16 protein-coding genes and 2 pseudogenes are annotated in these 12,188 nt (G+C 71.0%); 6 read left to right on the top strand and 12 right to left on the bottom strand.

The annotated features are described in order from the left end of the window. The 3 genes from J0670_RS14915 to J0670_RS14925 all read left to right on the top strand — a co-directional run. Nucleotides 1-338: STAS domain-containing protein (locus tag J0670_RS14915; RefSeq protein ID WP_207812046.1), on the top strand; the 338-nt coding region annotated here is incomplete at its 5' end. Between the two features lie 150 nt (nucleotides 339-488). Beyond that, nucleotides 489-1,436: an ABC transporter ATP-binding protein gene (locus tag J0670_RS14920; RefSeq protein WP_207812047.1), complete on the top strand. Its 948-nt coding sequence runs from the start codon at nucleotides 489-491 to the stop codon at nucleotides 1,434-1,436. Further along, nucleotides 1,433-2,236: an ABC transporter permease subunit gene (locus J0670_RS14925; RefSeq protein ID WP_207812048.1), complete on the top strand. Its 804-nt coding sequence runs from the start codon at nucleotides 1,433-1,435 to the stop codon at nucleotides 2,234-2,236. The genes J0670_RS14920 and J0670_RS14925 overlap by 4 nt, the downstream gene beginning before the upstream one ends. Nucleotides 2,237-2,863: 627 nt before the next feature. Here J0670_RS14925 and J0670_RS14930 read toward each other — a convergent pair. From J0670_RS14930 to J0670_RS14940, 3 genes and pseudogenes are all read right to left on the bottom strand, one after another. After that, nucleotides 2,864-3,322, bottom strand: a complete 459-nt coding sequence (locus J0670_RS14930) for a type II toxin-antitoxin system VapC family toxin (RefSeq protein WP_207812049.1) — start codon at nucleotides 3,320-3,322, stop codon at nucleotides 2,864-2,866. After that, nucleotides 3,319-3,534 carry a hypothetical protein gene (locus J0670_RS14935; RefSeq protein WP_207812050.1) on the bottom strand — a complete coding sequence of 72 codons (216 nt, stop codon included), beginning with the start codon at nucleotides 3,532-3,534 and terminating at the stop codon, nucleotides 3,319-3,321. The genes J0670_RS14930 and J0670_RS14935 overlap by 4 nt, the downstream gene beginning before the upstream one ends. Before the next feature lie 131 nt (nucleotides 3,535-3,665). Next, nucleotides 3,666-3,800 (bottom strand): annotated as a pseudogene (locus J0670_RS14940) (aldo/keto reductase); the annotation flags it as partial. A gap of 23 nt (nucleotides 3,801-3,823) precedes the next feature. On the opposite strand from J0670_RS14940, the gene J0670_RS14945 reads away from it, so the two are divergent. Further along, nucleotides 3,824-4,342, top strand: coding sequence for a LysR substrate-binding domain-containing protein (locus J0670_RS14945; protein ID WP_207812051.1), 519 nt, complete (start codon nucleotides 3,824-3,826; stop codon nucleotides 4,340-4,342). A gap of 206 nt (nucleotides 4,343-4,548) precedes the next feature. Here the strand turns inward: J0670_RS14945 and J0670_RS14950 are convergent, their stop codons facing one another. The 5 genes from J0670_RS14950 to J0670_RS14970 all read right to left on the bottom strand — a co-directional run bounded on the left by J0670_RS14950 (nucleotide 4,549) and on the right by J0670_RS14970 (nucleotide 8,176). After that, nucleotides 4,549-5,301, bottom strand: coding sequence for a phosphotransferase family protein (locus J0670_RS14950; RefSeq protein ID WP_207812052.1), 753 nt, complete (start codon nucleotides 5,299-5,301; stop codon nucleotides 4,549-4,551). A 189-nt stretch (nucleotides 5,302-5,490) separates the two neighbouring features. After that, the gene (locus tag J0670_RS14955; RefSeq protein ID WP_207812053.1) at nucleotides 5,491-6,774 is read right to left on the bottom strand and encodes an esterase; all 1,284 of its coding nucleotides are present in this window, start codon (nucleotides 6,772-6,774) and stop codon (nucleotides 5,491-5,493) included. A gap of 140 nt (nucleotides 6,775-6,914) precedes the next feature. Next, entirely contained in the window at nucleotides 6,915-7,226 is a 312-nt protein-coding gene (locus J0670_RS14960; protein ID WP_207812054.1) for a hypothetical protein, read from the bottom strand. Nucleotides 7,227-7,403: 177 nt separating this feature from the next. Beyond that, entirely contained in the window at nucleotides 7,404-7,547 is a 144-nt protein-coding gene (locus J0670_RS14965; RefSeq protein WP_207812055.1) for a hypothetical protein, read from the bottom strand. Nucleotides 7,548-7,885: 338 nt separating this feature from the next. Beyond that, nucleotides 7,886-8,176, bottom strand: a complete 291-nt coding sequence (locus J0670_RS14970; protein ID WP_207812061.1) for a muconolactone Delta-isomerase family protein — start codon at nucleotides 8,174-8,176, stop codon at nucleotides 7,886-7,888. 220 nt (nucleotides 8,177-8,396) lie between these two features. Between J0670_RS14970 and J0670_RS14975 the strand changes: the two genes are divergently transcribed. Further along, a complete protein-coding gene (locus tag J0670_RS14975; protein ID WP_207812056.1) occupies nucleotides 8,397-9,329 on the top strand; it encodes a LysR family transcriptional regulator in 933 nt (310 codons plus the stop codon). A 7-nt stretch (nucleotides 9,330-9,336) separates the two neighbouring features. Here the strand turns inward: J0670_RS14975 and J0670_RS14980 are convergent, their stop codons facing one another. The 4 genes and pseudogenes from J0670_RS14980 to J0670_RS14990 form a co-directional block, all read right to left on the bottom strand. Beyond that, nucleotides 9,337-9,729 (bottom strand): nuclear transport factor 2 family protein, encoded by a 393-nt coding sequence (locus J0670_RS14980; RefSeq protein WP_207812057.1) that lies wholly within the window; start codon nucleotides 9,727-9,729, stop codon nucleotides 9,337-9,339. A gap of 29 nt (nucleotides 9,730-9,758) precedes the next feature. Then, a complete protein-coding gene (locus J0670_RS14985; RefSeq protein ID WP_207812058.1) occupies nucleotides 9,759-10,478 on the bottom strand; it encodes an SDR family NAD(P)-dependent oxidoreductase in 720 nt (239 codons plus the stop codon). 242 nt (nucleotides 10,479-10,720) lie between these two features. Beyond that, nucleotides 10,721-10,819: pseudogene (locus tag J0670_RS40560) on the bottom strand (flavodoxin family protein); the annotation flags it as partial. A gap of 262 nt (nucleotides 10,820-11,081) precedes the next feature. Beyond that, entirely contained in the window at nucleotides 11,082-11,408 is a 327-nt protein-coding gene (locus J0670_RS14990) for a hypothetical protein (RefSeq protein WP_207812059.1), read from the bottom strand. A 15-nt stretch (nucleotides 11,409-11,423) separates the two neighbouring features. Between J0670_RS14990 and J0670_RS14995 the strand changes: the two genes are divergently transcribed. Beyond that, nucleotides 11,424-11,837, top strand: a complete 414-nt coding sequence (locus J0670_RS14995) for an SgcJ/EcaC family oxidoreductase (RefSeq protein ID WP_374223106.1) — start codon at nucleotides 11,424-11,426, stop codon at nucleotides 11,835-11,837. Nucleotides 11,838-12,188 lie beyond the last annotated feature (351 nt).

A 12,188-nucleotide genomic window follows, 5' to 3' on the forward strand; every position in this document is an offset into this window, starting at 1 on the left:
ACGCCGACACCCACGCCGCGCCGATCGGCCTTGCCACGGCCCGCGCCGGGACGACGGCGACCGTGCGCGTCAGCGGTGAACTCGACCTCGACACGGCCGCCCGGATCGCCCCGCGCCTGGTCCGCTCCCTCCACGGCGCCGGCCAGGCGCTGGCACTCGACCTCAGCGACCTTCAGTTCTGCGACAGCTCCGGGGTGAACCTCTTCCTGCGCCTGGACCGGCTGTCCCGCACCGAGGGCAAACAGCTGCGCCTGCAGCACATCCCCGCGCAACCCGCCCGCGTACTCCGCTTGCTCGGTGTGCAGCACCAGCTGGCCTGCGACTTCCTTGCCGCCTGAACGACCGGAAGCGCCACCGCGACGAGCCTCGCACCGCAGACGGGAGCCGAGTCTTCACCGTCCAGCATGTCGCCGAGTGCGTGCCGGATCTCATCGAAGAGTTCAGAGGGGACAACGGTCTGTGACGGACACGGGCAGAAGGGCAGAGCGATGACCGACGCCGCCGTCGAGGCGATAGGGCTGGTCAAGCGGTACGGGAACGCCCGGACCGGCAAGGCCGCCCTGGTAGGCCTCGACCTCACCGTGCAGCGCGGGGAGGTGTTCGGTTTCCTCGGCCCCAACGGTGCCGGGAAGACGACACTGATCCGCCTGCTGCTCGACCTCATCCGGCCGACGTCCGGGACGCTACGGGTCCTGGGCGCCGATCCACGCGACAACGCGAGGACGCGGGGCCGGATCGGCTATCTCGCCGGGGACTTCCGCATCGACGGCCGACAGACCGGCCGCGAGGCACTGACCTACCTGGGCGACCTGCGCGGCGGCGTCCCGGCCGCGCGGATCAACGAACTGGCGGAGCGCCTCGACCTGGACCTGAACCGCCGGATCAGCGCCCTGTCGAAGGGCAACCGGCAGAAGGTCGGCGTCGTGCAGGCGTTCATGCACACCCCGGAGCTGCTGGTGCTCGACGAGCCGACCAGCGGTCTGGACCCGTTCCTGCAGCAGCGGTTCGTCGAGATGGTGCAGGAGGCCGGCGCCAACGGGCAGACCGTCTTCATGTCCTCGCACGTGATGAGCGAGGTACAGCAGACCTGCCGACGGGTCGGCATCATCCGCGAGGGCGAGCTGGTCACCGTCGCGGACGTGGAGAAGCTGCGCCAGTCGGCGCACCGCACGATCGAGATCGCCTTCCGCGACAGGGTGAGTGCCGAGACGTTCGAGGCACTGCCGCAGTTGCAGAACGTCTCCGTCACGGACGCGCCGGACGGCGGGAGCGTTCTGCACGCGATCCTGACCGGGAGTCCGGATGCCCTGCTGAAGACCGCGGCCCGGTTCGAGGTGACCAGTCTGCTGGCTCAGGAGCCGGAGCTGGAGGAGATCTTCTTCACCTGCTACGAGCACGGCTCCAACGGGATCGGATCGAAGGGCGTCGCGTCGTGAACATCGCAGTCGTGCGCAAGCACCTGACGGACAACCGCCGCGGATTCCTGGGCTGGGTGCTGTCGATCACCGCGGTCGCGGCCATGTACTCCTCGATGTGGCCGGTCATGGGCGGCGACTCGGGCCTGGCCACCGCGATCAACTCGTTCCCGAAGTCCATGCGCGACGCCTTCCACATGGAGGACTACGGCACCGCGGCCGGCTACTTCGGCTCGACGGTCTTCGGGCTGCTCGTGCCGATCCTGCTGGCCGTCTTCGCCATCGCGGCCGGAACCAGGGCGATCGCCGGCGACGAGGAGGCCGGGACACTGGACCTGGTCATGGCGCACCCGGTTCACCGGGTCACGCTGGCTCTATCGCGCTGGCTCGCGGTCCTGACCTCGATCGCGCTGGTCGGCCTGGTGCTGCTGCTCGTGGAACTCGCCATCCGGGTGCCTGCGCGGTTCTCCGCGCTCAGCACGGCGAACCTGGCCGCCATGACCTTCCAACTGGTGCTCTTCGGCTGCTGCTTCGCCTCGATCGCCTTCGGGATCGGCGCGTACACCGGCCGCCGCATGCACGCGATCGCGGGCGGCGCCTACGTGACCGTCGTCGCCTACCTGTGCGACTCGTTCCTCCCCCAGATCAACGGCCTGCACTGGATCCAGTACTGGTCCCCGTTCCACTGGTACCTGGGCGGCGAACCGCTCAAGAACGGCATCCAGTGGATCCACTGCGCACTGCTCGCGGGACTCGGCCTGTCCTTCGCCGCCATCGGGATCCGGGGCTTCAACCGCCGCGACCTGACCCAGGGCAGCTGACACCCGACCACCGGACGACCCATGAAGCGCTCCAGACGACGGACGCGAGGAACCGCCAACAGGGACCGCGATCGGCCGCGCCGGATCTCGAACTTGCTGCGCCGGCCTGATCAGAGCTCGCCGTACCCCTGATTCCGCGTCAAAGCCGCTCCTCCACACGCTTCACCAAGGTTTGCGACTCACCGGCGTAGCCCGGACAGGACGCGATCCGGTCCCGGACCGCCACCGGCACCTGCCGCCCGTAGTTCTTCGCCCGGGGAACGGAAGACACCGACCGCACCCGAAGACTGCCCCAACGATCAAGCCCCCGCCAACCCGCCGACCGGACGGGCAACGGGGGGGGCCTGCCGTCAGCGGGTGACGGCGATGTCCAGACCATAGCCGTCCAGCTCGCCCTGCTGCTCCAGGTAATGGCTGCTCGTCAGCGTCTCCAGGAACACCGCCCCGGGAGTGGGCGAGTCAGAGAACAGCTGAGGCGATCGCCGCAGCGAGGGTGGGAATCGCCTCGGGGCTGGTGCGCAGGGGCAGGCGGCGGCAGGTGGTGATCACCTCGGCGACGGCGGCGAGATCGCCGATCGGGGTGCCGCTGAGCCGCCGGTCGCGGCGGCTCAGCGGGCCGCACCCAGGTCAGCGGTCGGCCATGTCCGGGAACACCTCGATCGCCGGTCCCTTCTTCGGGAGGAGGACGTCACGGTAGTGGTGGTCGAAGGAGAGAATCGCCGGGCGCTGAAGCCGCCAGGCGAGCACGGCGTTAACAACGTCGGCCAGGCCGAGGGCGTGACCCTGGTACTGGCGCAGCAGTTGCTCGGCGTCGGCGTACAGACGCCGGTCGGCCGGTGGCAGGACGACGAATCCCTGCCCGGCGAGCGCGCCGATGCGGGTGATGGCGTTGATGGCCTCGGCTTCCCCGGCCCGGCGGGTGAGGAGGTGGTCGAGCTCGGTCATCACCATCGGCGAGACGACCAGGACCCGGGTGAGTGAGAGCGCGTCGGCGCCCTGGGTGTGCAGGTCGTCCTTGCGGTTGAACGCGGCGAGCAGGACCGAGGTGTCGGCGACCGCTACGCCCAGCGGGGCGGTGCCGGTCACCGGCCGGTGCCTTCGCGCAGCCAGTCGTCGGCGCCAGCGGCCAAGTCCGGCGGGCCATCGAACAGCGCCCAGTCCACCAGGGGCAGCGGCTCGGTGGGGATCGGCCGGATGCCGGCGGCGTGCTCGATTGCCAGCTCCTCCGGGGTGCGGCCGAGCACGGCGGCCAGATCCCGCAGGATCTGCGCCTTCAACCCGGAGACGGTGACGCTCACGGTGATCGGCTGCTCCGGTGGCTCCGGAGCCGGTTCCGCCTGTGGACTCATCATCAGTTCACTCCGTTCATGTGTGGCTGCACGGTCGACGGTAGCGGTCGGCGGGCGCCGGCTGGGACGGCCGCGGGCCGCGTGACGCCGGCATCGAGGGCGGCGTGGACGGTGGCGATGGCCTGCGTCTCGTCCGGGCGGTGCTCGATGGACAACGGCATGGCGCCGAGACCGATGGCACTGACGGTGGTGTGGGCGATGGTGCGGTGCTGCATGGCGGCTTCGTGCTCCTCAGACTGTGGGTGACGGCTTCGACGGCCCGCTACCCGCCGGCCCGGGCCCCGCCCTGGAGTGGACACCGCTGCTGGAAGACCCCCTGCACGTCGTCCTGCCGCCAGGGCACCGACTCGCCGACCGCGCCGCGCTCGACCTCACCGAGCTGGCAGCCGAACCCTGGGTGCTCGGATGCCTCAAGACCGAGGCGTACCTGCGCCGTTACGCCGAGCGCGCCGGCTTTGATCCGGAAATTCGCGGGACCACCACCGACTACTTCTTCGCCCGCTCACTGGTCGCCGCAGGTGCGGGAATCTCACTGATCTCCTCCATCGCGCTCGCCCCCGAGATCCCCGGTTTGCGCACCGTCCCCATCAAGTCGCCGGCGCCGAGCCGGCACATCGGCGTCGCCGCCATCAGCCGCGGCGACCGGCCCCACGTCACGACGTTCATCCACGCCCTGCGCGACCTGGCGGTGCAGCACAACGGCCATCGATCCGCCACGGGCCTCCGGCCGAACGCCGACGGAGCCGACGTTTCGTAGGCGGTCCCTGTCGCGACACCCCGTGCGGTGGGCGTCGTCGCGGGTAGCCGTGTTCTTCGCAGGTCGCCTCCTTCCTCCCGACGTGTGCAGGGCCGAGTGAGCCGCCGAGGACCCGTTCCGTTCCGTCCGCCGGTGGGCGAGAGTCAACCAGGTGGTGGGGTCAGCCGACGGGTTGAACGACTCACGGCAGTCGGGCCCGCGCAGCCTCACATCCGGGATCTCAGCACGTCGACCTCACAGCCCGGCGCGAAGGGGTCGAAACCGTGCTCGATCAGCCAGCGAACCGCCAGCAGGCTTCGCAACGACCACCACGCGTGGATCACGTCGAGGTCGATGTCGATGTCGGTGCCGTAGCCGGCGATGACGTCGTCGAGGTGCTCCTCGTGTCCGAGCGTGAAGGTGGCGAGGTCGTACAGGGCATCACCTTGGCCCGCCTCGGACCAGTCGATGATGCCGGTGACGTCGCCGCCGTCGACGAAGACGTGCGCGATCTGGAGGTCGCCGTGCGTGAACGCCGGAGTCCACGGCCGGAGCGCGGCCTCGGCGACCTGGCGGTTGCGGGTGACCAGGTCGGCGGGCAGGACGCCGTTCGTCACGAGCACCTCGCACTCGTCGTCGAGTTCCGCCGCCAGCGCGACGATGCTCCGGCCGGCCCGGCCGGGCCAGGGCGGCAGCGGCGCGTCGTGCAGCTTCCGGATGGCGGCGCCCGCCGCGGCCCACGCCGCCGGTGACCCGGTCGACGGCCCTCCGAGGCGCCCGAGCGTCGCCCCCGGGAGCGCGGCGATCGCGAGCACGGGCGGCTTGCGCCACAGGACCTTCGGGGTCGGGACCGGCGCGAGGGACATCGCCTCGACCTCGACGTCGATGCGCGCCTGATCGACGTCCACCTTCAGGAACACATCGCCGACGCGCAGGGTCGCGCGCTCGGAATGGGCGACGACGACTTCGATCTCATCCATGGGCGACCAGTATCCAGGGGATGACCGCCGACGTCGCCGGGTTTGTCGCGCGCGATGACGTGCGATCGCGGCGGTCGTGACGTGTCGTGGTAGGAGCAGTACGACATGGCGGTGGTCGACGCCGGAGCCCGCCCTTCTCGGCAGGATGCACGCCCCGTCACGCGTGTCACACGCGGCTCCGGTTGCGCACTACCGCTCGTAGACCATCTCGGGGAAGCTCGGTGACGGGCCGTCCAGGAGGTGGTCGTCGTGGCCGCGCAGCCAGCGGTCGAAGAACGACGCGACGTACGAGCGGGTGGCCGACACCGCGCGGTCCGGGCGGATGTCGCCGACGTCGTCGGTCAGTTGCTCCGCGCTGATCGCGCCCTGGCGGGCGAGCTGGGGCAGCAGGGACTGCGCGTCGGTGTAGGAGCCGTGGCGGGAGTCGGTGAGGGTGACGTCGGCGTGCCAGCCGGTGCTGTGCTGCCACAGGGCGTCCCAGCCGGGCTGGCGGTGGTAGCTGCCGGATTCGGGGTCCTGGGTGCCCATGAGCAGGAAGGGCCGGGTCAGGCCGTCCTCGGCGACGCTGGGCAGGAAGACGCCGGTGCGACCGTCCGGGCCGGGGAAGTGCAGCTGGCCGTCGAGATTGACGCCGACCTTGAGGCGCGGATCGTCGTGCATGGTCTGCAGGGCCGTGGAGCCGCCCCCGGAGTGGCCGACCATGCCGATCCGGTCGAGGTCGAGGGAGGCGGCGAGGCCGGCCGGCAGCCGCTTGTCGTGGCGCAGCCCGGCGAGCTGGTCCAGGACGAAGCGGGTGTCGTCGACCCGGGACTGCAGCATCTTGCGCAGGAGGGCGCCTGCGTCGAGGCCGGGTTGGGCCCACAGCGCGGGGAGGACGGAGGTGGCGAGGTCCCCGTCGGGGAAGGCGACCTCGGAGGCGTCGTAGGTGTGGTCGACGGTGACGACGGTGTAGCCGCGTGAGGCGAGGTCCTCCACCAGGCCGGTGCCCCAGGTGCGCGGGTCGCCGAAGCCCGCCGAGTACAGCACGACGGGCCGTTCGCCGCCGGTCAGGGCGGGCGCGTCGGTGCGGGCGTGGGTGCGGATGCCCGCCCAGTCGGTGCGGCCGGGCTCGAAGACGTAGTCGCTCTGGCCGACGCTCCCGGCGCTGCCGAAGTGGTCGGCGGCGGCGGGGACCATGTACGGCGCGCGGTCGTCGCCGGTGGCGGGCCGGGTGGTCGGGTACCAGAAGCTGATCATCAGCTTGCGGTGCTGCCCGGGCTTCCAGGGGTCGTCCCGGCGGTCGTCCGTGAGCTGCAGGGACGTCGTACCGACCGGGTACGGCCCGGTGGGCTGCGGCAGCCAGGCCCTGGCCTGCCGCTCGGTGCCCCGCCCCGGCGCCGCCACCGCGCCCGGTGCGCCGACCACACCCAACGTCGCCGTCGCCGTCGCCATTGCCAGCAGTAGCGCCGCCACGGCCCGTCCTCGCCTGCTCATCGCCGTTCCCCCTCGTCCGGTTCCGTCTCGCCTTCAACACGGGCGACGGTACGGGCGGAGGCGAGCCTCGGCCGTCATACCGGGGAGCCAACTCGCTGTTGGATACCCGGGTATGACGCCTCACGGAGCCCGAACCGGTGTCAGTTGTCGTTGTTGACGTTCACGAGGGCGACGCCGTAGCCGTTGGAGCAGTAGAGGGTGTCGGAGCCGTCGCCCTGGTGCCAGGATCCGTAGATGGTCTGCCTGATGCCCTTGACGGTGTTGTTCTCACAGACCAGCACGAGCTGCCAGTGGTTCTTGGGGGCGGTGGTCTGGCAGCTGACGGAGCCCCAGTTGGCGCCCTGGGTGGTGGTGCAGTAGGAGTAGGCCGAGGCGGCGGGGGCGGTCATCACTCCGGCGCCCACGAGGAGGGCGGCTCCGGTGCCGATGGCTGCGAGGCGACGACGACGCATGACGTGGCTCCTGTCGGTGGTTCGAAGAGGGTGAGCCGTCAGCATGTCGAAGGCGTGAACGCCTGTACATGCGCCTGTCACATCTGGCCGAAAGCAACCGTTCCGGTTCCGTCCGGGCCTCGGTGAGGCGGAGTGCCCCGGAGGTCGGCCGGGGCACTCCATCAGATGGTGCGGCGATCAGGGGGTGGCCGCCACCGGAGCGAAGTCGTCCCCGTCGCCGGGCTCGGGCGAACAGTTCCACTCGGCCCAGACCTCACCCATCTCGCGGTAGCGGGCCAGGGCCTCGCTGTTGGCGCTGGACCGGCAAGCCCAAGCTGCCACCGACCTCGCAGGACGACTGCGCCGTGAGCACCACCAGGCCGCCACGACCGCACGCCTGGCCGCCGCCGTCCTGCGGGACCGTGAGACCCGACTCGCACGCCTCCTGCCCCTACGCGCCCAGTACGCCGACGATCTCCTCAAGCTCCGTATGCTCGCCCAGGCCAAGCAGCTCTTCGGTGTCCCGGTACGGCGCCTCGATCATCGAATGCATGCGCCATTCCTTATCCGAGTTCGTCGGGCAGGTAGGCCGTGCCGCGCCGTCCGCTCCGTACCGAGGTACAGGCGGTGCGCCGCGCCCTTCGCCGAGGCCTGCGCGTCCGCGAGGTCCGTCATGGCCGTCACGACCGGGCCGGGTCGTTGGGGTGGGACTCCAAGGCGGTCACGGTGACGGTCATCCACGGCCGCAGCGGGAGGGTGCCGAGCACCTTCTCGTGGAGCTCGTCCTCGTCGGCGGCCCGCCAGACGCCGATGCTGCGCAGCTCGCCGACCGGGCGCCACAGCCGGGCGAGATGACCGGTGGCCGCCAGTTCGCGGGCGCGCACCGCCTCGGCGGCTCGGCGGCGGTCGACCTCCTCCGCGGGGGTGCCCTCGGGCACGGTGGTGGTGATCTCGACCAGGAACTCGTGCAGGGGGGCGGGCGTGGCTCCGGTCATGGACTCGTTCGGGGACTGGCTCATGTCGGACTCCGTTCGGGCACGCCCGGCGAGCGGCCGGTGCGTGGTGGATGTCGCGGGCGCTCCGCCGGTGTGCGGGTGCGCCGCCGTGTCGTCATCGTGCGTCGGCCGCCGGACCGGATGCCACGACCGGCGTCCTCACTGCTGATAGGTGCAGTCTCCCAGCGCCCCTAGCATGAGCGGTGTGGAGCTGCGCCAACTGCGGTACTTCGTCGCGGTCGCCGAGGAGCTGAACTTCGGCCGGGCCGCCGCAAGCCTGCTGATCGCAGGCCCGTCGCTGTCCCAGCAGATCAAGGCGCTCGAACGCGATCTCGGGGTGCGACTGTTCGACCGCGACCGGCGCTCGGTCGTGCTCACTCCGGCCGGCACGGCGCTGCTCCCGCACGTGCGGGCGCTGCTGGACCGGGCCGACGACCTGCGGCGCCGGGCGGGGCGGCTGTCCGGCTCGGACCCGGTACGGCTGGGCTACGTCAACTGGCTGCCGCCCGACCTCGGCCCGCGGACCTCCGCCGTGGCCCGGGTGCTGGTCGACGCCTGGGTGGCGCCCTCGCACGCCCAGGCGGCCCGGGTCGCCGACGGCAGCCTGGACGTGGCGGTGTGCTGGGTCCGGGATGAGGACCTGGAACGGCTCGGCCTGGTGGCCCGGCTCGGCGGCGCCGACCGCCTGTACGCGGTGTCCGCGGGGCCGGCGACCGGCCCGGTCCGCGCGCGGGAGACCGCGGTGCTGCTCGACGACGACGTCACGTCCTGGGAGTCCTGGAACGTCTACGCCGAGGAGCTGGCCCGCGACACCGGTAGCCTCGCGGAGCACGTGTCCGACGGCGGCGTCACCGGCCCGGCGTTCTTCGACCACGTCCGCCGCCTGGGCCGGCCGGTCGTCAACTCCCCCAAGGGGCAGGGGGCTTCTTTGCCGCCCGATCTGGTCCAGCGCCCGTTGGCGGGGCCGCAGCCGTACTGGACCTGGTCGGTGGTCCGGCGGGCCGACGAGGTCCGCCCGGCCGTGCTCGCCGTGGTCGACGCCCTGTGCGAGGGCGTCGACGCGGCGGGCCTCGGGCTGCGCGGGGCCGAGGCGTGGCTGCCCGCCGGGGACCCGCACCGGCGGCGCTGAGGCCGGCTCAGCGCCGTTCGCCACTCTCGTCCGGCAGCAGCGAGACCTGGTAGTGCGCGATCGCCCAGCCGTCCGTGCTCCGCTTCAGCAGGACGCCGAGGTAGACGCTCAGGGTCGGGCGGTCGGTGAACGAGAAGTCCACCGAGAGGTATCCGAGGACCAGGTCGGGGGCCGGGCGGCTGGTCGTCAGGATCCGGTAGGCGGCGGTCAGGCCGAGGGGCTGCGCGGCGTAGTACGCGGCCACCCCCGGCCGTCCGACGCTGTACGGGTGCAGGCCCTGGAAGACCGCGTCCTCGGTGAAGAGTGCTGCCACCCGTTCGGGCTGGTGCCGGTCGACCCCCTCCTTCCAGCGGTCGAGCACCTCGCGCAGGACGGTCTCGTCGGTCGTGTCGACGTTCATGTCGGTGGTCCCCTTCGGAGTCGGTGCGGTCAGTGGCCGGCGCTCATGCCACCGTCCACGTGCAGGATCTCGCCGGTCACGAACGGCGCCCGCTCCAAGTAGAGGACCGCGTCGACGATGTCGCCGATGTCGCCCATCCGGCCCATCGGGTGCAGGGCGTCGAGGAACTGGCGGGTCTGCTCGGGGTGCATCGGAGTGCGGATGGTGCCCGGCGAGACCGCGTTGGCACGGATGCCGCGGGTGGCGTACTCGATGGCGAGGGACTTGGTGGCGGACTGCAGGCCGCCCTTGGTCAGCGAGGCGAGCACGGAGGGGACCCTGGCGTCGGCGTTGTCGACCAGGCTGGTGGTGATGGTGACGATGTGTCCGCCGCCCTGGGCCAGCATCTGGCCGACGGCCAGCTGGGTGAGGCGGAAGAAGCCGGTCAGGTTGATCCCGCTGACGGTGGCGTAGTCCTCGGCGGTGTAGTCGGTGAAGGGCTTGGCGACGAACACGCCGGCGTTGTTGACCAGGGTGTCCACGCGGCCGAACCGCTCGACGGCGGCGGCGATGACCCGCTCCGCGGTGGCCGGGTCGGCGATGTCGCCCTGGACGGTGAGCACGCCCGCGTCGTCGGCGGGGGCGATCGTGCGCGAGGTGGCGACCACGGCGTAGCCGAGCTTGCGGTAACCGTCGACCAGGCCCGCGCCGATGCCCTGCGAGGCGCCGGTGATGACGGCGACCTTCCGGTCCAAAGTCTGCGCGCCCATGACATACCTCCGGTGTGTGACCGAGCATCGGCTCGTCGACGGGGTGGGAATCGTCGGACTCGGCGTCACCGCCGGTCGATGCTTCGACGGTAGGAGTCCGGCCCCGGTGCGGGCAACGCCGTGCCGGGACCGGTCTCCTCCCTGCTACGAGGCTGGGCCTTCCAGTCCTGGTCAGCGCGGCGGGCGGCCTGCCGGGCCACCCGCTCGGCTGACCGTCAACCGGACGCCGGCTCGGCCGGCAGGCCAGCGTCGCCCGCCCAGCCGGCGTCGGCCTGCGGCGGGATGGTGCATCTCAGGTGCTGGAGGCTGCGGAGGACGTTCATCGCGCAGTGCGGCCACCCGAGGGAGGGGAAGCCCGGTCCCGACGCCCCCGGCGCCCCCGACCCGACCCTGATCGCCTACGCTGGAAGCCGAGCACCTTCCAGAAGGGAAGCCCCGAGGCCAGGGCTATCGAGGTTCCTCGTGATGTTCAGCGGACGGTGACCTGGATGCTCTTGGAGATGTCGCACCGGTCCCCCTCGTACTTCGGTACGCCGGCGCTGCAACCTCCCTCGCCGAACAACCACGTCAGTGTGGTGGTTCCGGGCGCCAGGGCGCTGAAGGTCAGGTCGAACTCGGAGCCGCAGCCTGAGGCGGGCGGGTCCGTGGGGCAGAGGCTGATGACGAAGTCCGGACCGGGCCGCAGCCCGGTGCCTTCGCGCCGGACAGGAGGTTCTGGAACGTGAGCTGGTCGGTGCCGTTCATCACGGACATGAACTGCTTGGCGCGGTCGAACTGACGTTCCGTCAGAATGTAGTCGCCGTCCGCACCGCCGCCAGGGCCCTTCTCGTTCACCAGCACCAGCGCCGCGAGAGGATCGATCGGCCCCTGCGGCGAGGCGGAGCCGGGTCCACTCCATCTCGGCGCGACGGCTCTCTTGATCTCAACCATGCTTGAGGTAGCACCATGGTCCACATGAACACGGAATCCACGGCGTATGCCGCCGACATCGAAGCCGTCAAGCAGGTCGTTGCCACCGTCGAACACTCCCAGCAGCACAAGGACCCCGACGAATTCCTCGCCCTCTTCCACCCCGACGCGATCTGGACGACGGCCCACGGCAAGGTTCTCATCGGCCTCGACGCGATCTCGAAGTTCACCCGCGAGGTGCTGCCCGCGGCCAACTGGGACGGCGAGGTCAGCTACGAGGTGGTCCACGTGCTCTTCATCCGCTCCGACGTCGCGGCGGTCAAGGTTCGTCAGCGATACCTGTCTCCGGACGACGAGAGCGAGGGCGCCCCGCTGTACGTGATGACCAAGCAGGACGACGGCCGCTGGCTGTTGACCGCCTGCCAGAACACGGGGGTCGTCGCCGACTGATCGATTCGGACGGATTGGCTGCGCGCACGCGGCGAGGGCGGCTTCACGGGGCCCGGAGGAGGCCGGCCCGACTTCTTCGCGGTATCCCCGACCGGCGAGGCACCTTCTTGACGTCCCACGTCGCTGGTCGCCCGATCGGCCGAGGCCTCAGGGATCCGTCGGGGCGGCCTTCGACCTGAGGTGGAGTTCCACAGGCGGGAAGATGGGACCCAGGGTGGACATGCCCCGGACCTGAGGCGGACGCATCGCACCGAAGTTGCCTGACATCATGCCAACTACCTTTGCAGTAATGGGCGTTGGCTACTTTCTTCGGTCGACTTCGGGAGTACGAGATGGCGGACGGGGCAACGG

This window comes from Streptomyces sp. FH025, from assembly GCF_017427025.1.
GTDB lineage: Bacteria > Actinomycetota > Actinomycetes > Streptomycetales > Streptomycetaceae > Kitasatospora.

Excerpts from the sequence above, each read along its gene's own strand:
- J0670_RS14920 (WP_207812047.1), top strand. The coding sequence starts at position 489 with ATGACCGACGCCGCCGTCGAGGCGATAGGGCTGGTCAAGCGGTACGGG.
- J0670_RS14950 (WP_207812052.1), bottom strand. The coding sequence starts at position 5,301 with ATGGATGAGATCGAAGTCGTCGTCGCCCATTCCGAGCGCGCGACCCTG.
- J0670_RS14955 (WP_207812053.1), bottom strand. The coding sequence starts at position 6,774 with ATGAGCAGGCGAGGACGGGCCGTGGCGGCGCTACTGCTGGCAATGGCG.
- J0670_RS14960 (WP_207812054.1), bottom strand. The coding sequence starts at position 7,226 with ATGCGTCGTCGTCGCCTCGCAGCCATCGGCACCGGAGCCGCCCTCCTC.
- J0670_RS14975 (WP_207812056.1), top strand. The coding sequence starts at position 8,397 with ATGAGCGGTGTGGAGCTGCGCCAACTGCGGTACTTCGTCGCGGTCGCC.
- J0670_RS14980 (WP_207812057.1), bottom strand. The coding sequence starts at position 9,729 with ATGAACGTCGACACGACCGACGAGACCGTCCTGCGCGAGGTGCTCGAC.
- J0670_RS14985 (WP_207812058.1), bottom strand. The coding sequence starts at position 10,478 with ATGGGCGCGCAGACTTTGGACCGGAAGGTCGCCGTCATCACCGGCGCC.
- J0670_RS14990 (WP_207812059.1), bottom strand. The coding sequence starts at position 11,408 with ATGGTTGAGATCAAGAGAGCCGTCGCGCCGAGATGGAGTGGACCCGGC.
- J0670_RS14995 (WP_374223106.1), top strand. The coding sequence starts at position 11,424 with ATGGTCCACATGAACACGGAATCCACGGCGTATGCCGCCGACATCGAA.